The following is an 18247-nucleotide window of genomic DNA, read 5'->3' on the forward strand; positions in this document are numbered from 1 at the left end:
TTGTATAATAGAAATATGGATGAGGCAGCGCAACTGGAGGTTTTGGCGGCAGAGATTATCGCTGGTGATATTTGTCATGACTTGGCGCTGCAGGCGACGCAGCTGGTGATGGGTGATGGTCGGGCTGACGCAGACATTGTATTTATCGGTGAAGCGCCAGGAAAAAACGAAGACCTTCAGGGCAAACCATTCGTTGGGGCAGCTGGTACATTTCTTGACGAGATGTTAGCCGCAGCCCAGTTACGTCGTCAAGATGTCTATATCACCAATATCGTTAAATATCGGCCGCCAAACAATCGTGACCCGCTGCCGGAGGAGAAGCGCGCTTTTTGGCCGTATTTGATGCGCCAATTGCAAATTATTCAACCAAAGGTAGTCATCACACTGGGTCGGCATAGTGGCATGGCATTCATTCCTGACTTGGCGATCTCGCGTGATCATGGCAATCCGCGCTGGGCACAGTTCAACGGTTTGAAGTTCTTGGTAATTCCGCTGTATCATCCGGCAGCGGCGCTGTATAACGGGGCGTTGCGGCAGACGTTAATTGATGATTTTGTGCGGGCAGCACAACTGGCCGTCCAAGCCAGCGCTTAGGCTATTTTGACAAGAGCTGGCATCCTGTGCTAGAATGGTCTTAATTGTTAAGGGATAGATTTGTTGTACGTTGCCCCCGTGTCTATCACTTGTCATTCTAATTTTGCAAGGTATATTTTTATAAAAGGAGAACAATACGCATGGGCCAGAGACGACTTGCGACGCCGAAGGGCGATGATCAGTCAAAACGACCAGCTGCCAAAAAAAGTAACACAGCGGTGATGAATAGTACCACTACTCGCAAGGGCGAGGTGTTTCGGGCGCAGCGGCGGACGAGCGAGAATGTTAATCTCAGGGCGTCGCAGCACGTGATCGATATTCCGGTCAATAAATCAGTTTACAACGGCTATGGCGGCGAGCAATTTAGCGCCAAAATGCAGCCAAAACGCACTCGCGGCGGCAAGCCAAAACTACGGATTATCCCAATCGGCGGTGTCGGCGAAATGGGCATCGGAAAAAACATGAACGCCATTGAGTATGACGATGAAATCATCGTTGTGGACATGGGTTTCCTGTTTCCGGGTAGTGATTATCCAGGTATCAACTACATCACGCCAGATATCACCTGGCTGGAGGAAAATAAACATAAAATCAAGGCGCATGTGTTCACCCACGGGCACCTTGATCACATCGGTTCTTTCCGGCACTTTATTCACCGAATTCCAGCGCCGGTGTACGGGTCAAAGTTCACTATCGGTATGCTAGATAAGTCGATGGCTGATGCGGATACCGATTTTCAGCCAGATTTTCGGGTGATGGATCCATTGAGCCATGAAATTATTCAGGTGTCGAAGCATTTTTCCGTGGAGTTGGTACGGGTTAATCACTCAATTCCAGATTCAACGGCGGTGATTATTCGAACCCCGCTGGGTGTGATTATTGACTCTGGCGACTGGCGATTTGAGGAAAGTCCGGTTGACGGTCAGAAATTTGACCTCAAGCGGATGACTGAAGTGGCGTCCAAAGAAGGCGTCTTAATGTTCATGAACGAATCGACCAACTGTGAATCGGCCGGTACGCATACTCACACCGAGTTTGATATTCAATATTCCATCGGCCAGGTGATGGATAAATTCAGTAACAGCCGAGTGATTTTAAGCTGTTTCTCGTCGCAGGTGCATCGTTTGCAATTGATTTTGGAAGAAGCGCATAAGCATGGACGCAAGGTGGCGTTTGCGGGATTTTCGATGATCCAGAACTTGGAAGTGGCGCTGCGTTCAGGCACCATTAAGATCCCGAAAAATACTGTCATGAAGATGGAAGATATCATCAAGCTGCCGGATAGCCAGATCACCGTGGTTTGTACCGGTTCGCAGGGTGAGTTTAATGCCGTGCTCAGTCGTATGGCGACTGGCGCGCATAAATACATGAAGATTAAAGGCTCTGACGTGGTGGTGTTTAGCTCTAATCCGATTCCGGGCAATGAGAAAAACGTAGTGCGAACCGTTGATGGTTTGATGCGCGAAGGTTCTGATGTGATTCAGAACGGCAAGACACACTTGACGGGGATTGGGCCGCTGCACTTGTCGGGACATGGTTATTACGATGATCACGTCAAGTTGATTAACGCGTTGAACCCAACATACTACATGCCAATTCACGGTGAATTCCACATGCTGGTGCACAATGCGCGGCTGGCAGAGAAAGAGTGTGGTATTCCGAGGAAGAATATCTTTGTGTGCGACGCTGGCGATATTATTGAAATTGATATTGAACGGCAGGCTAAGAAAGCCGGTCGAATTCAGGCTGGCGGCGTGATGTATGATGATACGGGCGCAGTGGTTTCCGAAGTGGTGCTGAAAGACCGCATTCACATGTCTCAAGAGGGAATGTTTGTGGTGGTATTGACGGTGCAACGCGGCACCGGGCGGTTACTAACCAGTCCAGACATTATTTCCCGCGGTTTCATCTACCTGCGTGATTCCGAGGAATTGATGAATATGATTCGCCAGTACTTGAAGCAAAAAGCGGCGCGCAGTTTTGCTGGCAAGTACGACCTTGATGTAGTAAAGAAAGAAATTAAGGACGAAGTTACGCATATTTTGTACGACCAGACGCGCCGGACACCGATTGTTATTCCGGTAATTAATGAGGTGGGTGGCTTGAAGACAGTAAAATCGGCCGCTACCTCGAGTGTTTCTACCACAAAAGCACCGGCGCGCAGTAAAAAGGTTGTGACTAACTCGGCGGCGGAACCGAAAATGACGCTACCAACTATGCCGCGCCGCCGTTTCCCGCGCCGCCAGGTGCCAGACACCGAGGCGAATGATACCAAGGCTCGAGAGGTCGGCCGAGTGCGCGCGTACTAGCTCACGCTTGCTATTTGTTGTAAAATATGCTACAATGTGAATGTCGGTAAAGTGATATAATAAAAGTAGTTATGCCAAAAAAACGAAAATCTACCCGCAAGAAATCAGTTTCCACAGCTCCAAAGCATGATGTGCCGAGCGGCTTTTGGGCGCAAGTCGGCGCGGTGCTTCTCGTTGTGTTGTCGCTTCTTCTGATGGTGGCGTGGTTTGGTGTTGGTGGCCCGGTGCTGGAGTGGCTACATAAGGCGACTCTGAGCATGCTTGGTTACGCGATGTATGGGCTGCCGATTTTGCTGATATATATTGCTGTGGAGATTTTCCGGGCGGAGAATAATCGGTTGCCGCTGGCGATGAAATTAGCAGCCATCCTCGAGGTGGTGTGGTTGTCTGGTTTGTTTGGATTATTAAAGACACCAACCCGCCCAAATGCTGGTGGATTTATCGGTGATACGGCCAATCGGGCGATGAGCGCCATGGTCGACCCGGGCATCGCTGCTTTGATATATGTGGTCCTCATCATTATTACCGCGCTATTTATTACTCAGACGTCGCCGTTTATGGTGATCAAGAAAATCGCCGAGGCGCTCAAGCGCGACCACTCCGAGGAGGATAACAATGCGGCGGTGATGAAGAAGGCGGCTCGTGAAGATGCGGCCAGCGCCAAATCATCGAGCGACATCAAGTTGAATGCCGGCGTCCCAACCGTCGATCCGGTTACGCCAAAGGATAAAAAGGCATCGCCGTTGAGCAGTCTGCGTGGTAGTGTAGCGCGGGATAAGGCAGCTGAGGAGCAGGCAGCACTGGTGGCGGCACACGACCCGAATTGGCAGGCACCGAGCCTTGATCTATTGGAGAAGAAGCAAAGTCCAGCTGATGCTGGTGATATTCGGCAGAATGCGCAGATTATTCATGATACCTTGGCAGAATTTAACATTGATGTGGAGATGGAAGACGCAAATATTGGACCAAAGGTGACGCAGTATACCTTGCGGCCGCCGAGTGGTGTGAAATTGACACGCATCACGGCACTGGAGACGAATATTGCTTTGAATCTGGCGGCACAGAGCTTGCGGATTGAAGCGCCAATTCCTGGGCAAAAAGCCGTTGGTATTGAGGTGCCAAATCGCCGAGCGGCTGATGTGCGGCTGTATGGCGTGTTGGATTCTAAGCAGTGGAAGAATGCTCGCGAGCCGCTGAGCTTTGCAATTGGTAAGGACATCTCTGGTGAAGCAGTGGTCGGTGAGCTCAACAAAATGCCACATATGTTGATCGCTGGACAGACTGGTTCTGGTAAGTCGGTGATGATTAATACCCTACTGACCAGTTTGCTATATCGCAACAGCCCGAGCGATATGAAGTTGATTTTGGTTGACCCAAAGCAGGTGGAAATGGCGCCGTATGAAGACATTCCACATTTGCTGACCCCGGTGATTACTGAGCCAGAAAAGACTATTTCGGCCTTGAAATGGGCGGTCAATGAGATGGAGCGGCGCTATAAATTACTGGCGGCGGAGAAGATTCGTGATATTAAAGGGTATAATCAACGGCTAGCCACGCGAGCTAAAAAAATCCCGGTAGCGGACGCTGATGGCAACATTCAACAGCACGAAGACGGGGCGATGCCGTACATCGTTATTGTAATTGATGAGCTAGCCGATTTGATGATGGTGGCAGCACGCGACGTCGAGGCACTGATTGTTCGCTTGGCGCAGAAAGCGCGGGCGGTGGGTATTCACTTGGTCCTGGCAACGCAGCGGCCAAGTGTTGACGTAATTACTGGCCTGATCAAGGCGAACGTACCGGCGCGTATCGGCTTTACCGTGGCGTCGCAGGTTGACTCGCGGACCATTCTTGACCAAATTGGTGCCGAGAAACTGCTTGGCCAGGGTGATATGCTGCTGTATACGCCGAGCATGAGTAAGCCAAAACGTATCCAGGGCGCGTGGGTGACCGATGACGAGGTCAATAAAATTACTGACCATTTGCGGATGCAGTCAGCACCGCAGTATAATGATGAGGTGGTGGCGCAGCCAGTACAACTAAATGGCAAGGGCGGCCTGGCAGTTGACTTTAGCGGCGGCGGTGAAGACGAAGCATTTATGGACGCGGTGCGAGTGGTGATTGAGGGTGGCAAGGCCTCTACCAGCTATTTGCAGCGGCGGCTACGGATTGGCTACGGCAAGGCAGCGCGACTGATTGAAGAGATGGAAGAGCGTGGCATCGTCGGCCCAGCGAACGGCTCAAAAGCTCGTGATGTTTTGGTCTCAAGTATAGACGAGCTGGGTAATAGCTAGCTTGACATAATTATTTTTATAGGTTATAATACGCTAAGTGAGAAATTGATTTGTATGTGGAAGGATGGCTACGTGGCGCGCATAAGTTGTAGAAATAATGGAGAATTATCTCCTAATAGTAGAGCCGACAAGTTAAGGAGGCCTCTTGTGGTGGGGTTGCTGCGGTCACGTTAGCCGTATCAGGTATACTTGGGTATAGTCTTGGCCGGTCACACAATGTTCCGCCCGCACCATCAGTAGAAAATACCGATGGTGGAACATTCAAAGAGTCCAATGATAGTTCGAGAGCGGAAGAAATTACATTTACGCTACCAGACACCGAAGGCCGTCAAGAGGCAGAGGTCTTTTTAAAGAATCCTGATATGCTTCGACAGGCACGCGGTATTGCCGGACGAGTGCTTACTGCTGCGGGGAAGTTGGTTGATAGTAAGGCCGCTCGACTTACTCGCCAAGATTATCATGATGATCACAATAGGCTTAAACAGCAGTCAATAGCGATTACAGATGATAGGGGAAATGTGGTATCGGTTGATGTTACTCAAGGCGACAAAAGGCTTGGTGGAAGTGAGATCGCAGTAGAAGTTGCCACTGATATGATTGAGGTCGGCGCAAAGAGTAGACAGACGGACCGGATAACGTGGCGGTTGGATTTTTTGTCTCCAGAACCTGTGGCACATCAGCATATTGAATCTCCAGAAGCACTACTACCGGCTCTAGAAGGCGTGTTACCGACGAAAGTGGAATGGTCGCACAGACAGACTGCTGATGGTTGGTCGGAGACTAAGGAAATTACAATCGTTTCACCAAAGTCTGTCTCGCCATCGAGACCAGATTATGAGAGCATAGCGGCGGTACCGGCTAAGGGAGAGATTAATGGTCGGGCCGTGGAGAGTGCTAAGGTATATGATGCGGCAAAAAGCCTATTCAATCGGCTCGCGACCGATGGTGATATATCCGATCTTTTGCCTTCTCAGTAAACTAACGTGCCGCCAGATATTCACCAAGTAATGTTATTTTGTGCCCAGTTGAGGTGATTTTATTGATGGCACGCTGCAATGACGGGCCGGCAGCATCGACGGTCATAAAGAATTTGTAGTTCCACGGTTGGCCGACGATGGGCTGGGATTGGAGGCTGGTGAGGTTAATGGACTGATCGGCGAATGTGCGGAGTATTTCAAGGAGGCTGCCTGGCTGATGGGCGGTGGTCACTACGAGCGTTGCTCGATTGGCATCAGTCACTGTCGTTATCTGGTCGAGGACCAGGAAACGCGTGATGTTGTCCTGGGCATCTTGGATGTGGCGTTTAAGAATTGGCATATTGTATAGTTGGGCAGCGGCTTCGCTAGCGATGGCTGCCAGGTGTGGTGAACCCTGTTGCTTGATAAATTCGACAGCGCCAGCGGTATCAAAATATTCAATTTGTGTGGCTTGTGGCAGGCGTTCTTGGAGAAATTGATGGCATTGCGACAGAGCGACAGGATGTGAATAGACAGCGGTAATGTCTTCAAGTTTTGTGCCCAGATTGGTGATGAGTGTTTGTTGAATGGTAAGTGTTACTTCCCCGACGATGGGAGCACTGCAGGATTCAATGTGACGGTAAGTTTCGTTGATGGTGCCGTAAATGGTATTTTCCACTGCCACGACAACGGCGTCGGCCTTACTGCGAGCATAGGTTTGAAAGACATCGCCAAAGGTCATGCACGGAACAATGGTGATGTCAGATCCATACCATTGTTTTGCCGCTTGTTCGTGAAATGACCCAGCTTGTCCTTGAATGGCGATACGCATGGACCCTATTGTAGCATGGTCTGGCGGGGTGCATCACTGGACTTTTGCATTAGATTACCGTATAATACGGAGGAATAATAACCTAAGGTTATGTGCGATAACATAACCATCCGTAATGGATTCCAAAGGAGGAAACATGAACGAATACGAACTGACTGTTCTTATTCACCCAGATTTGGAAGCAAATTTGGATACGGCCCTAGACAAGGTCCGGTCGCTTGTCACTACCAATGGTGGCGAAATTACTAAAGAAGACAATTGGGGCAAGAAAAAGCTAGCCTATGCAATTCGTCGTGAAGACTTTGCGGTGTATGTTTACTTTGAGGTGAAGTTGCCAAGCAGTGCGCCGCTCAAGATATCAAATGTTCTGAATATCACCGACGAGGTGCTTCGTTATTTGTTGGTTAAGACCGACGAGAAGACACGTCGAGCGCTTGCTGAGCAGAAAGAGCGCGAAGCTAAGGTCGCTACCGAGGCGGCTGATAAAGAAGCCTAATATTCGACGCGATACATAATAAAAAAGGAGGGTCATCATGGCACGAAGTATCAACCAAGTTATTTTACTAGGGCGGTTAACGCGCGATCCAGAGCAGCGGACAACGCCATCAGGTCGGACAGTTGTTAGCTTTAGTATCGCGGTTGATCGTGCCGGACAGGATGATCAAGCTGATTTTTTCGACGTTACCGCGTGGGAAAAATTGGGCGAACTGGTGATGCAGTACCTGTCAAAAGGCCGCCGCGTGTTGGTCCAGGGTCGGTTGCGACAGGACAGCTGGGATGATAAAGAAACCGGCAAGCGCCGCTCGCGTATTGAAGTGACGGCGACCGACGTAACATTCCTTGACGCTCCGAGCGGCGATAGCGCGAATACAACCGCACCACGTAATACTAATACCAAGCAGGCTGAGACCGTAGCGGATATTGACGATAAGCCGATCGATCTTAGCGAGATACCGTTCTAAAGGAGAACAAAATGGCAAAACGATTAAAGAAGGACACCCCAACGGTTTTTGACTATAAGGATGTTAAAACATTAATGCGCTATGTTAATGCGTATGGTCAAATTGAGCCGATAGCGAAGACGGGTCTCAGTGTCAAGCAGCAGCGTAGCTTGGCAGTGGCAATCAAGCGTGCTCGGCACTTAGCATTGTTGCCGTTTGTATCGCAAGGGCAATAAAAGTATACGTTGAGGGAACTCTCTAGCCCCCGAACGTATTTATAGATAAGAAAGAGAGTCGAGTGGTCTGTGCAGGGTAAGGCACGGGCCACTGTTGTTTGTGGACTGCTGTACAGCGTATTTTTATTTTTTGATACAAGATAGTATTATGTGATGCTACTAAGCCCACTGTGGGATGTTTGGGTAAAAAATATGTTCAGTCAGCGAGAAATACTCTGCCGTCCGAAAGAATGTTAGAATTAGGTACGGTAGCTTAATGGTTATAGGAAAGGAAAAACAATATGTATCAGCCGACAGATCTTAAAAAGGGTACGGTTTGTCAGATTGACGGTAAGCCATACCGCGTCATTGAATATGGACAGAAGGTTATGGGGCGTGGAGGTTCTATTGTGAACGTTAAATTGAAAAACTTACTGGATGGAAGTGTCATCCCGAAGACCTTTAAGGGTCAAGACAAAATTGAGCCAGCTGAAGTGGCTAGCAAGACTGTTCAATATTTATATCATGACGGAGATATCTTCTGCTTCATGGATCCAGAAAGTTTTGAACAATTTGAATTGTCTAATGATGTGGTAGATGAGGCGAAAGATTATTTGAAAGAGGGTTGTGAGCTGAATCTCCAGGTGTTTGACGGGCGAGTGATTAATGTTGAATTACCAAAAAATCTCTATCTCGAAGTTACATATACCGAAGATGTCGTGAAGGGCGATACAACCTCAAGCGTACTTAAGGATGCAACGCTTGAGACGGGCCTCGTTATTAAGGTACCAGCATTCATTAAACAGGGCGATATTGTCAGTGTTGACACAGCGACGGGTGAATATCGAGAGCGCAAAAAATAACAAAAGGACCTTCTTGTCGGAAGCGTCGCCCAGAGTGTTCGGGCGACGCTTTTCGTTGTTGTAACTACATCAAATAACGATAAAGAATGGAACAAGATTTTAGATATTGATGCTAAAAATACAACGTAATAATATATATAGCTGGTAGAGTGTTTTTAGTGATACATATGATAATTGTTTTCATGAAAATTATGGGCCTATTCGCGATAATGGTGAGAGCCTTCTTGACTAGTACAGAGGTAAATATAACTATTGATGTATAAAGTACACTGATGTGTAGTATACAACGTTGTATTTTAGTTAACGTAGAATTAACGATAGCGAAGATCGGCCTATAGGTAAGAGTAAGAATAATTATTGATGTATTTATAACAGCAGTTCTACTATCACAATAGGTCACTAGTGATTGAGAAAAATATGTATTCAGGCTACAATGAGAAGTGACATGAAGCAGCGATTAGATAAAATGATACTAGAACGCGGGTTGGTTGAATCGCGTTCAGAAGCAGAGAATTGGATAGGCTTAGGGCAAGTCATGGTCAATGGTAGGGTGGCGACGCGTCCCGGATGTTTCGTTAATGATACAGCAGACATTACATTGCTGACTCGTGAGCGGTACGTTTCGCGTGCAGGCCTCAAACTAGCGAGTGTGGCGGATAGTTTTCGGTTGGACTTTCAGGGGAAAACAGTGCTGGACATAGGGTCGAGTACTGGTGGATTTACTGATTTTGCGCTGCGTCATGGCGCCCGACGCGTGTATGCTGTTGATGTGGGCACGAATCAGTTGCATCATCGACTGCGTGACGATCGGCGTATAATATTACACGAAAAGACAGACATTCGTGACTTTGAGCTTGATTGTCCACCAGACATTATCGTGGGAGACGTGTCATTTATTAGTCTGCGCGACATTCTACCACACGTTGCAAAACGGCTGATGGGCAGTGCGACGGTGCTTGTAGCAATGGTAAAACCGCAGTTTGAGGCAGGGCGTCATTTGGTACAAAAGGGTGTTGTAAAAAATGCCGCTATACGACGAAAGATCCTGACCGATTTTGAGCAATGGGCAAAACAGTATTTTGTAGTTCTTGATAAAAAGGATAGCACCGTCGCTGGCAGTAAGGGTAACGTTGAGCGCTTCTATAAGCTACAGCTAAAAATAAACAGAGGTAATAACTGTAGTAAAAATAGCATCGTTGTATTTAGGGCAACGTAGTATACTATACAATAAGGCTAGACATTGAACCGAAATTCGACGACATCGTTAGGCTGCATGATGTAATTTTTACCCTCAGTACGTATTTTACCCGCTTCACGGGCCTTAGCTTCTGAACCTGCGGCAACAAGGTCGTGGTAGCTAATGACTTGTGCAGCGATGAATCCGCGCTCAAAGTCTGAGTGGATGACGCCAGCAGCCTGTGGCGCCGTCCAGCCTTTATGTATTGTCCATGCTCTAACTTCCTTCTGACCTGCCGTGAGATAGCTTTGTAGACCAAGTATGTCGTACGCGGCATGGATAAGCTGCGACAATCCAGTTTCGGAAGCCCCGTAGCTATCGAGCAGTTCCAAGGCGTCATTATTTGACAATTCTCTGAGCTCTTCTTCAAGCTTGGCACAAATAAATAATACTCGAGCTGGCGCGACGAGTTTGGCAAGTTTTTCCTGTAGGACATGGTCGCCGAGCCCCGCCTCGTCAACATTAAATGTATAAATAATTGGCTTGGCAGTGAGTAAATGAAGATCATTAATTATCTCATATTTGATATTTTCTATGGATGCTATCGGCGTACCTGAATTAAGTGATGTCAGGAGTGTTTCAAGGTATGTAGCGACCTGTCGTGCCTCCGGCTTGGCTTTGGCTTCTTTTTGGAGACGAGGCAGACGATGTTCTATGGTTTGGATGTCGGCAAGGATAAGTTCGGTATTGATGATGTCAATGTCGGCTTGAGGGTTAATCGGGGTATTGTCGTGTCGTAATATATCTGAGTTTTCAAAGGCGCGAACGATGTGGATAATGGCGTCGCATTCGCGAATATTGTGCAGGAATTTATTGCCAAGCCCTTCTCCTTTTGAGGCGCCAGCTACCAATCCAGCGATGTCGACGAACGTTACGGTCGCGGGGATAATTTTTTGCGTATCATACAGTTTTGCGAGTACATCGAGCCGCTCATCGGGAACCGGTACGATGCCAGTATTCGGTTCAATGGTGGCAAACGGGTAATTAGCCGCTAGAATATTATTGTTAGTAAGTGCATTAAATATGGTCGACTTACCGACATTTGGCAGGCCGACGATTCCGATTGATAGACTCATATCGTGTATTATAACAAATTATACAAACTTGCCTCAGTATATAATATGTATTAGAATAAGCAGTATGAATAAGATTATTGTCTCGCGAATATTTATGATAGTGGGTATCGTGTTGAGTGTCGGGGCGATAGTCGCCGTTATCATGATGGTGATGGGGCGATTGCATGTTGGATTAAAAGAGCCGAGCCAAGATATCGCGCCAACCGCTAAGATGATATGTGGCGAGGATATGATAAAAGAATATCAATCAATTATCGCTGCACCGAATGGGTATGGTCCGACAGCGCTTGAGGGGCTGGTGAAGAAGATTTCAGAGCGTGGCGGCCCGGGTGACGATACGGTGTGTCACTATATTGTGCTTCACGATGCATCACTACGGAATGATCGCCAGCGGATTGATCAGATTCATCAAGGGTTGATCAACTCAATGAAGATGCGCCAGGCGGTCGAGCCGTTTTATCGACTGGGTATTAATCAGGATACGGTAAAGGCACTGGTCGAGATCGGTAAGGCTGATGCGGGTGCGGGGAATAAGGATGGTACACCGGGTCAGGGCTAGGGTCGGACTGCGGCTCATTATTGGCTATATGCTGGCACTTGTGGTTGTCGCATCGACGTTGGTGATTATTGGTGCGGATAAAGCAGAGGCGGTGGACTGTAGCGGTTTGAGCGGTCGACGACATTTGATGTGTATTAATGCGCGCAATGATGGTGAACGGTTTGCGGTGCAATATATCTGTAAGGGCGGCGGAACGCGGTGCGGTGCGATGTGGATGTCGTCGCCTGGGACGTCGTATACGAATGATGTTATTAACACTGCTAGCTGGAATGCGACGTCATTATCACTCGACTTGAGGGGGTCGGTGAATGGTAATGGCCAGTCGCAGGCGCGGGTGTGGGCGACAAATGTAACGGTTAGTCAGAATGGTCGGACATTAGTATCTGGCGGTACGCTTGATCGTGGGACGCATCCATCGGGCGCGTACCACTGGGTTGATGGCGGTAGCAGCATTCGAGTAAATGGGATTGATATATCTGGCGTAATTGCACCAGGAAGTTCCGGCCGTATCATTTTGCAGGTGCGGCGCTGTTTCTATAGTAGTCCAGGCGGTAGCGGTGTTTGTGCGACACAAGATGTTGAGGTGTGGATTAAGCGTGAGCAGGCGCCAAACCAATGGACTGTCGAAGGACAATCGCGAGTATCAATCAATGGTGGTAGTTTAGTGCAAAACGCGACCGCTGCGCCAGGACAGCGCGTACGATTTTTTCATTATCTACGGAATAATTCTTCATATACGATTCCTCCCTACACCCTAAAGCGCATAGGAATTAATCAGGATGTTAATGGTACGACAACGCATCACGCGTGGGCGTCGCCGTATACGCATAGTGCTAGTCCGTGGAATACGTTTTATGAGCCGAGCGATGTTAAGCCATATAATAATGTCTTTGGGGCTGAGGGGATCGTGACGCAGGATGATGTCGGTAAAACAGTGTGTCAAAAGATTTTATGGCTGCCGGGCGCGTGGAATACTGATGGCTGGGGGGTCTCATCGAATGCCTGTGCGTCGGTGCCGTATGACTATGAGTTGCGACCTGAAGTGCAGGCGCCAGATTATATTAATGAAGGAACGATTGAGGTGAGTGGCGTGACTGCGCGAATTAATCATACAGGATCGACACGGTCAAATCGGGCAAATTATGCTGTGGTGCGGTTTGTGTTAAGGGGCGGTGGAAATTATACCGTGCCAGGCGGTGAGGGAGTTGTTGTGCCGTATGATAGACGTTCGCCAGGTAATTTAGTGGGCGATTGGGATTGTTATATCGCCAAGAACACGATTAAAAATAGTCGACCAGGTTTACAAGTGGCAGATTGTACATCAAATAATTTGGCACGTAATGGCGCGGGAACAATTATCCAGCGAGGTGGGCTGGAAATTCCGCTCGGTAAGGATAATTTGAGTGGAGTGACGATGACGACTGGTGACCAGTTGTGTTATATGACTATTGTGAGTACATACAACCAACATGTGAATACCAGTACGTTTCGCTATGCGGTAGACTGTGCAAAGGTTGCCGGACGGCCAAAAGTTCAGTTTTGGGGGGCGGATGTGCGAGTTGGTGTCGGGATAGACGGTAGTGCGGGTAACAATAATGCGGAAGTCAGGACATCACTGACGAGGGTGAGGCGATAGATGGCGCTGCAGTTAAAAACCCACAGGTGGTGGATCGGGGTTGGTACCGTTGGGTTAGTGGTATTCGGAAGCCTTGGAGTGTATATCTGGCGTCATTATATCAGCGTGACGGCGCAAGTAGCGCCTGACGTAACTCACGTCGAGAGGGTGGTGCTAGCAGCAAGTACGACAACGCCACCGGGCGGCAGTAGTTATGGCCCAGCCACGTCATATCACATGCCATGGGAGAAATATCCGGTTGGCGAGAGAGAGCAGATCGGCGGAACGCCAGAACGGATTAGTAGTTGGCCAACGGCCGGGGATGGTGGATCTGACTGTCGTGTGAACGCAAATGCTACGACAGTGGTCGATGGTATTGGCGGGACGTTTAATTATGGTGGGTTTACGATGATGCCAACACCGATGTCTGGTAATCGGACAGTCGGTCAGGATAAATGTAGCGGATCGGTGTCAGCATGGACGGCACCGGACGGTGAAAATAGCACGTCTTCGGCAACGCCAGCACCGAGTTGGTTTGACGATGTGGTAGCGGCCAATAGCGGTGGTCGAGCGGGTGGAGCATATGTTAATCCACGAGCGTATGGTGGCTGGGCGACGGATGCTAATGCCACGACGAAAGTACCATTTGGTGTACCTGCCCAGCGATCGGGCGTGACTGGGGCGGCTGAGTTTGCCGAATGCGGCGGGGTTGCCAAGGAATCGGGGACATCGGCGTGGGCGACTGACGGGGCTTTTCGGCAGTCAATGTATGATCAAGGCGGCCAATCAAAGCCGCTCTGGGGCGCGCGCTGTAAGGACGAGACAAAGTTGAAAGAGGTGCTGACTCGGCGTCATAATGCGCCGCAAGCTGATACCAACGGTGGAAATTACGTGAAGTCGTCTGGTATAACACTATTTCGGCAGAAATTCCGGCTGACGAGCCAGCAGCTTGAAGAGATTCGCCAGCTGGATTTATTGAACGACGGACGATCGGGATTATACTTGCGTTTGGCGGTTGATGATTATGCTGCGGTATACATTAATGGCAAGCCAGTCTTTGCCAATCCGAAAGCGTCGTCTGGTGTCGAGATGAAGAGAATCATCGCGGATTATTTACGGGCTGGTGATAATGTGATTGCTCTAGAGGTGCAAGATGCGATTGCTCCAACTAGCCTCGCCAATGCTAATGCGGCTGCTCGGTGGCTGCTCGGTGTGTATGCGCCAAAGGGGTGGCAGCCAGTGCCAGGGGAGCCGCGGCTATACGGATCGTGGGCAGAATATGCCATCAGTGCGCCTGGACAAATTATTTCCTCTTCGGGAGCAGGACTATCATCTACGCCGACAGGGCGAACGGGGGCGATTGAGGCACGGCAATATAATGATCTGACGTTTCAGAACACTAACACCCCGTTTGGTAATTTCCGTGACAAGATGCCGACCGTGCGAACACCTGATGCCTATTTTACGAACACGGGAAATTTGTCTGGGGCGGTGTCTATGAGCGACGTGGCTAGTGGCGTGTATCAGGCTGGCAATCTGACAATTACCGGAGGAGAAATTAAGCGTGGCCGGCAAATTGTTATCAAATCGGGCGGCGTGGTGACTATCAAGGGTGACGTAAAGCAGGAGGGCGGTAACTATTCGGCGGCTCGAGATTTGCCACAGCTGATTATCAGCGCTCGGCATATTATCATTGAGCCGAATGTCACGCAGCTTGATGCTTGGCTGGTGGCCAAGAATGGTACAATCAATACCTGTGATACCATAGTTCGTGATAGTCGTCAGTGGCTGTTGGGGCTGGATGCAAAAACCTGCGAAAAACAGCTGCGGATCAACGGTCCGATTATCGCGAAGCACCTCTTTTTGCGTCGTACCTTTACCAAGGGTGGCGATACCTCTGGCAATAATCCGGGCGAGCCGGCGGAAATATTGAATTTGCGTGCTGATGCATATTTGTGGGGAAATGAGCGGTCGAAAGAATCGGGGGCTATCAAAACGATGCATCTAAAAGAGCTACCGCCACGATTTTAAGGGTTTTACATTTCAATATGCTTATGTATAATAGAATAGTATGAAATTAGCTAAAGGGCTGGGCGACTTTTTCGGATTAGACATCGGGACGAATGCGGTGCGTGTCGTTCAGTTGGCACGAACGAGCAACGGATGGAATCTGCTGCACTATGGTTATGCACCTGTTGACCCGAAGGTTACGGGTAGTGATTCGCCAGAGGCGCAGCGTAAGCTTGGTGAAGTGATCATGACTGCTGTCGGACAGAGCGGTATCAAGACGCAAAATGTAGCGATTGGACTACCGTCGAGCAAGACCTTTACGGCGATTATTGATGTGCCAAAAGTGTCAGACCAAGAGCTAAAGGCGACCATGAAATACCAGGTCGATCAGTACATTCCTATGGCGATTGAGGATGCCAAGGTTGATTGGGCGCTGCTCGGTGACAGTTTGCGCGAGCAAGGCCAGTATGAGGTGTTATTGACGAGTGCAGCGATTAGCTATGTCGAGGAGCGGCTTGAGTTCATCGAAGGTCTTGGCTTTAATGTGGTTGCTGAGGAGCCGGATCCGATCGCGATGCTTCGGGCATTAGCGCCGACTGATGGAGCGACCGCAAAGTTAGTACTAGATATGGGCGAACACTCGACCGATTTGGCGGTCATTTATGGCGATATGCCGCGGTTAGTGCGCACGGTGCCGAGCGGATTGCAGGCGTTGGTGCGAGCGGCGGTGCAAAATCTCAACGTGCAGGATGATCAGGCTCGCCAGTTTATTATCAAGTTTGGTTTGGCGCCTGACCGGCTTGAAGGGCAAGTCCTCAGGGCGATTGACGGCGTGCTGGATAACTTTGCGACCGAGCTGACCAAATCAATCAAGTTCTTTCAGACGCGCTATCCGAGTATTTCCGTGTCAGGAATTCTGCTGTCAGGCTTTGGCGCGGCGATACCGATGATGGATAATTATATTGCTAGCAAGACCGGCATACCGGCGACTACGGCTGATCCGTGGCAGCATGTCAGCCTTGGGCAGGCCGATCAGCAAAAATTAGCACCAATTGCCTCGGAGTTTGCGACGGTTGTTGGTCTAGCGCAGCGGAGGAGTGGGTCGTGATTGAGATTAACTTGATTCCCGATGTCAAGCGCGAGCTGCTTCGGGCAAAAATGATGCGCAACACCGTGACAGCGATGTCGATAACCGTCAGCATGATCGCGGTCGGGGTGGCGGTTGCCCTCGGCTTAATCTTTGGTGGTCAGATAGCCTTAGAGGCACTGCATGATGGAACAATTAAGAGTAAGACGCGCGAGCTGACGTCGATCGAAGATCTCGATAAGTTAGTGACCATCCAGCATCAGCTGGCGACAATTAACAAACTATCAAGTGAGCGTCAGGCCGATTCGCGACTATTTGACGTGATGACGGCAGTCAATCCGGTGGCGCCAAATAGTATTAAAATTGCGACGCTAAAGCTCAAACCAGAGTCACGGACAATTACTATTGAGGGATCAGCCGAGAATGGCTATATCGCGCTGGAGATATTTAAGAAGACGATTACTAATACGACTGTGCAGACAACACAAAATGGGCAAGAGGTTAAACAACCGCTGGCTGAGAATCTGCAGGCGGGTGAGGCTAGCTTTGGTGAAGATGCCAACGGTAAGAAGGTGTTGCGCTTCTCGTTCACGTTTACCTATCCGGCAGAATTATTCTCGAAAACGAGTAGCTCAGTGGTGATTGCGACGCCAAACGGTAAAGTTGATGTGACTGATTCGCGGCTGGGGGTGCCAGAGAGCCTATTTGCCAAGAAGCCAAAAGACGCTTCAAATAAGGAGAAAAACTAATGCCTGAAAATAAAGACGTTGCCATCCGTAAGCGCCAGCAGATTGATTCATCAAAGAAAACCATGTTTCTGTTCGTGGCGGGTGCGGCATTTGTTAGCGGGGTAGCGATTGTGGTGTCGTTCTTCCTCGTGCGGCAGATTTTGTTTCATGGCGCAGTTGTCCTTGCGAAGCAAGACACCATCAACACACTGGAGAATAATAAAAAGGCGGCCGAGTCGCTCAAAGATAATGTGCGTTCACTAGAGGCGAATGAGGCGCTTAACTCAGTGAAGTTAAAGGATAGTAGTAGTCCATTGCAGACGATTCTTGATGCACTGCCGGCTAGTGCGAATGCCGATGCGCTTGGTGCATCCATCCAGAAGAAGTTCGTTAATGGCATCGCCGGTCTGTCACTAGAAAGTATCTCGGTCCACTATACGGCGAATGAGTCGGGTGCGGAGCAAGAGGACGCTGGTGATGGTCGCTCGGCGGTGAGTTTTACCATGACAGTGAGCGGCACGTCATCGAGCCTCAAGGAGCTATTGACGCGCTTTGAAAAATCAATTCGGGTTATCAATATTACCGAGATCGAGATGCAGGCCAGCGAGGACGGCAAGATGACGATGGATATCTCTGGCAAGGCTTATTTTGAGCCGGCGCAAAAAGTTGGATTAGGAAAGAAGGTGATCAAGCCATGAAGAAGAGCGATATAGCAATGATTGTGTTGATAGCCAGTCTCGGCGTTGTAGTGGCATATTTCGTTGCCAGTAGTATTCCGTTCTTGCGCGTACCATCATCGGGTGTAGAAGTACAGACGATATCAAAAATTAGTCCAGATATTGAGCAGCCGGATAAGGCAGTGTTTCATCGCGATGCTATTAACCCAACGGTGGAAGCAATTGTTGGTAAAGCGACTGGTAGTTAGCGCGGA

At 49.2% G+C, this 18247-nt stretch carries 18 protein-coding genes; 16 read left to right on the forward strand and 2 right to left on the reverse strand.

Going from position 1 to position 18247, the window contains the following annotated elements:
* Positions 1 to 15: 15 nt before the first annotated feature.
* The 4 genes from NLML1_RS00450 to NLML1_RS00465 all read left to right on the forward strand — a co-directional run bounded on the left by NLML1_RS00450 (position 16) and on the right by NLML1_RS00465 (position 6174).
* The gene (locus NLML1_RS00450; protein WP_285441636.1) at positions 16 to 594 is read left to right on the forward strand and encodes a uracil-DNA glycosylase; all 579 of its coding nucleotides are present in this window, start codon (positions 16 to 18) and stop codon (positions 592 to 594) included.
* Positions 595 to 734: 140 nt separating this feature from the next.
* Positions 735 to 2903 (forward strand): ribonuclease J, encoded by a 2169-nt coding sequence (locus NLML1_RS00455; RefSeq protein ID WP_285441637.1) that lies wholly within the window; start codon positions 735 to 737, stop codon positions 2901 to 2903.
* A 71-nt stretch (positions 2904 to 2974) separates the two neighbouring features.
* Complete coding sequence (locus NLML1_RS00460; protein WP_285441638.1) at positions 2975 to 5197, forward strand: FtsK/SpoIIIE family DNA translocase; 2223 nt, start codon at positions 2975 to 2977, stop codon at positions 5195 to 5197.
* 362 nt (positions 5198 to 5559) lie between these two features.
* Positions 5560 to 6174, forward strand: a complete 615-nt coding sequence (locus tag NLML1_RS00465; RefSeq protein WP_285441639.1) for a hypothetical protein — start codon at positions 5560 to 5562, stop codon at positions 6172 to 6174.
* A gap of 1 nt (position 6175) precedes the next feature.
* Here the strand turns inward: NLML1_RS00465 and NLML1_RS00470 are convergent, their stop codons facing one another.
* Complete coding sequence (locus tag NLML1_RS00470) at positions 6176 to 6985, reverse strand: prephenate dehydratase (RefSeq protein ID WP_285441640.1); 810 nt, start codon at positions 6983 to 6985, stop codon at positions 6176 to 6178.
* Between the two features lie 136 nt (positions 6986 to 7121).
* Here NLML1_RS00470 and rpsF point away from each other — a divergent pair, with 136 nt between their 5' ends.
* The 5 genes from rpsF to NLML1_RS00495 all read left to right on the forward strand — a co-directional run bounded on the left by rpsF (position 7122) and on the right by NLML1_RS00495 (position 10220).
* On the forward strand, positions 7122 to 7481 hold the full coding sequence (rpsF, locus tag NLML1_RS00475) for a 30S ribosomal protein S6 (protein WP_162453953.1): 360 nt from the start codon (positions 7122 to 7124) through the stop codon (positions 7479 to 7481).
* A 37-nt stretch (positions 7482 to 7518) separates the two neighbouring features.
* Complete coding sequence (locus tag NLML1_RS00480; protein WP_162453954.1) at positions 7519 to 7947, forward strand: single-stranded DNA-binding protein; 429 nt, start codon at positions 7519 to 7521, stop codon at positions 7945 to 7947.
* Between the two features lie 11 nt (positions 7948 to 7958).
* Positions 7959 to 8162, forward strand: a complete 204-nt coding sequence (gene rpsR / locus NLML1_RS00485; protein ID WP_138076177.1) for a 30S ribosomal protein S18 — start codon at positions 7959 to 7961, stop codon at positions 8160 to 8162.
* A gap of 281 nt (positions 8163 to 8443) precedes the next feature.
* Positions 8444 to 9004, forward strand: a complete 561-nt coding sequence (efp, locus tag NLML1_RS00490) for an elongation factor P (RefSeq protein ID WP_285441641.1) — start codon at positions 8444 to 8446, stop codon at positions 9002 to 9004.
* A 445-nt stretch (positions 9005 to 9449) separates the two neighbouring features.
* The gene (locus tag NLML1_RS00495) at positions 9450 to 10220 is read left to right on the forward strand and encodes a TlyA family RNA methyltransferase (protein WP_285441642.1); all 771 of its coding nucleotides are present in this window, start codon (positions 9450 to 9452) and stop codon (positions 10218 to 10220) included.
* 17 nt (positions 10221 to 10237) lie between these two features.
* Here NLML1_RS00495 and ychF read toward each other — a convergent pair whose 3' ends face one another.
* Complete coding sequence (gene ychF, locus NLML1_RS00500; RefSeq protein ID WP_285441643.1) at positions 10238 to 11317, reverse strand: redox-regulated ATPase YchF; 1080 nt, start codon at positions 11315 to 11317, stop codon at positions 10238 to 10240.
* Positions 11318 to 11381: 64 nt separating this feature from the next.
* Here ychF and NLML1_RS00505 point away from each other — a divergent pair, with 64 nt between their 5' ends.
* From NLML1_RS00505 to NLML1_RS00535, 7 genes are read left to right on the forward strand one after another with little or no spacing between them, the layout of a single operon-like run.
* Entirely contained in the window at positions 11382 to 11876 is a 495-nt protein-coding gene (locus NLML1_RS00505) for a hypothetical protein (protein ID WP_285441644.1), read from the forward strand.
* Positions 11854 to 13512 carry a hypothetical protein gene (locus NLML1_RS00510; RefSeq protein WP_285441645.1) on the forward strand — a complete coding sequence of 553 codons (1659 nt, stop codon included), beginning with the start codon at positions 11854 to 11856 and terminating at the stop codon, positions 13510 to 13512. The genes NLML1_RS00505 and NLML1_RS00510 overlap by 23 nt, the downstream gene beginning before the upstream one ends.
* Positions 13513 to 15522, forward strand: a complete 2010-nt coding sequence (locus NLML1_RS00515; protein ID WP_285441646.1) for a hypothetical protein — start codon at positions 13513 to 13515, stop codon at positions 15520 to 15522. It abuts the gene before it with no gap.
* A gap of 40 nt (positions 15523 to 15562) precedes the next feature.
* On the forward strand, positions 15563 to 16609 hold the full coding sequence (gene pilM / locus NLML1_RS00520) for a type IV pilus assembly protein PilM (RefSeq protein WP_285441647.1): 1047 nt from the start codon (positions 15563 to 15565) through the stop codon (positions 16607 to 16609).
* On the forward strand, positions 16606 to 17337 hold the full coding sequence (locus tag NLML1_RS00525) for a hypothetical protein (protein ID WP_285441648.1): 732 nt from the start codon (positions 16606 to 16608) through the stop codon (positions 17335 to 17337). Before pilM ends, NLML1_RS00525 begins: the two co-directional genes overlap by 4 nt.
* Positions 17337 to 18014, forward strand: coding sequence for a hypothetical protein (locus tag NLML1_RS00530; protein ID WP_162453961.1), 678 nt, complete (start codon positions 17337 to 17339; stop codon positions 18012 to 18014). The genes NLML1_RS00525 and NLML1_RS00530 overlap by 1 nt, the downstream gene beginning before the upstream one ends.
* Positions 18011 to 18241, forward strand: a complete 231-nt coding sequence (locus NLML1_RS00535; RefSeq protein ID WP_162323030.1) for a hypothetical protein — start codon at positions 18011 to 18013, stop codon at positions 18239 to 18241. Before NLML1_RS00530 ends, NLML1_RS00535 begins: the two co-directional genes overlap by 4 nt.
* Positions 18242 to 18247 lie beyond the last annotated feature (6 nt).

The sequence above is a fragment of the Candidatus Nanosynbacter lyticus genome (assembly GCF_030253515.1).
GTDB lineage: Bacteria > Patescibacteriota > Saccharimonadia > Saccharimonadales > Saccharimonadaceae > Nanosynbacter > Nanosynbacter lyticus_A.

Excerpts from the sequence above, each read along its gene's own strand:
- NLML1_RS00465 (WP_285441639.1), top strand. The coding sequence starts at position 5,560 with ATGCTTCGACAGGCACGCGGTATTGCCGGACGAGTGCTTACTGCTGCG.
- rpsR (WP_138076177.1), top strand. The coding sequence starts at position 7,959 with ATGGCAAAACGATTAAAGAAGGACACCCCAACGGTTTTTGACTATAAG.
- ychF (WP_285441643.1), bottom strand. The coding sequence starts at position 11,317 with ATGAGTCTATCAATCGGAATCGTCGGCCTGCCAAATGTCGGTAAGTCG.
- rpsF (WP_162453953.1), top strand. The coding sequence starts at position 7,122 with ATGAACGAATACGAACTGACTGTTCTTATTCACCCAGATTTGGAAGCA.
- NLML1_RS00495 (WP_285441642.1), top strand. The coding sequence starts at position 9,450 with ATGAAGCAGCGATTAGATAAAATGATACTAGAACGCGGGTTGGTTGAA.
- NLML1_RS00460 (WP_285441638.1), top strand. The coding sequence starts at position 2,975 with ATGCCAAAAAAACGAAAATCTACCCGCAAGAAATCAGTTTCCACAGCT.
- pilM (WP_285441647.1), top strand. The coding sequence starts at position 15,563 with ATGAAATTAGCTAAAGGGCTGGGCGACTTTTTCGGATTAGACATCGGG.
- NLML1_RS00470 (WP_285441640.1), bottom strand. The coding sequence starts at position 6,985 with ATGCGTATCGCCATTCAAGGACAAGCTGGGTCATTTCACGAACAAGCG.
- efp (WP_285441641.1), top strand. The coding sequence starts at position 8,444 with ATGTATCAGCCGACAGATCTTAAAAAGGGTACGGTTTGTCAGATTGAC.
- NLML1_RS00455 (WP_285441637.1), top strand. The coding sequence starts at position 735 with ATGGGCCAGAGACGACTTGCGACGCCGAAGGGCGATGATCAGTCAAAA.
- NLML1_RS00450 (WP_285441636.1), top strand. The coding sequence starts at position 16 with ATGGATGAGGCAGCGCAACTGGAGGTTTTGGCGGCAGAGATTATCGCT.
- NLML1_RS00515 (WP_285441646.1), top strand. The coding sequence starts at position 13,513 with ATGGCGCTGCAGTTAAAAACCCACAGGTGGTGGATCGGGGTTGGTACC.
- NLML1_RS00480 (WP_162453954.1), top strand. The coding sequence starts at position 7,519 with ATGGCACGAAGTATCAACCAAGTTATTTTACTAGGGCGGTTAACGCGC.
- NLML1_RS00535 (WP_162323030.1), top strand. The coding sequence starts at position 18,011 with ATGAAGAAGAGCGATATAGCAATGATTGTGTTGATAGCCAGTCTCGGC.
- NLML1_RS00510 (WP_285441645.1), top strand. The coding sequence starts at position 11,854 with ATGGTACACCGGGTCAGGGCTAGGGTCGGACTGCGGCTCATTATTGGC.
- NLML1_RS00505 (WP_285441644.1), top strand. The coding sequence starts at position 11,382 with ATGAATAAGATTATTGTCTCGCGAATATTTATGATAGTGGGTATCGTG.
- NLML1_RS00530 (WP_162453961.1), top strand. The coding sequence starts at position 17,337 with ATGCCTGAAAATAAAGACGTTGCCATCCGTAAGCGCCAGCAGATTGAT.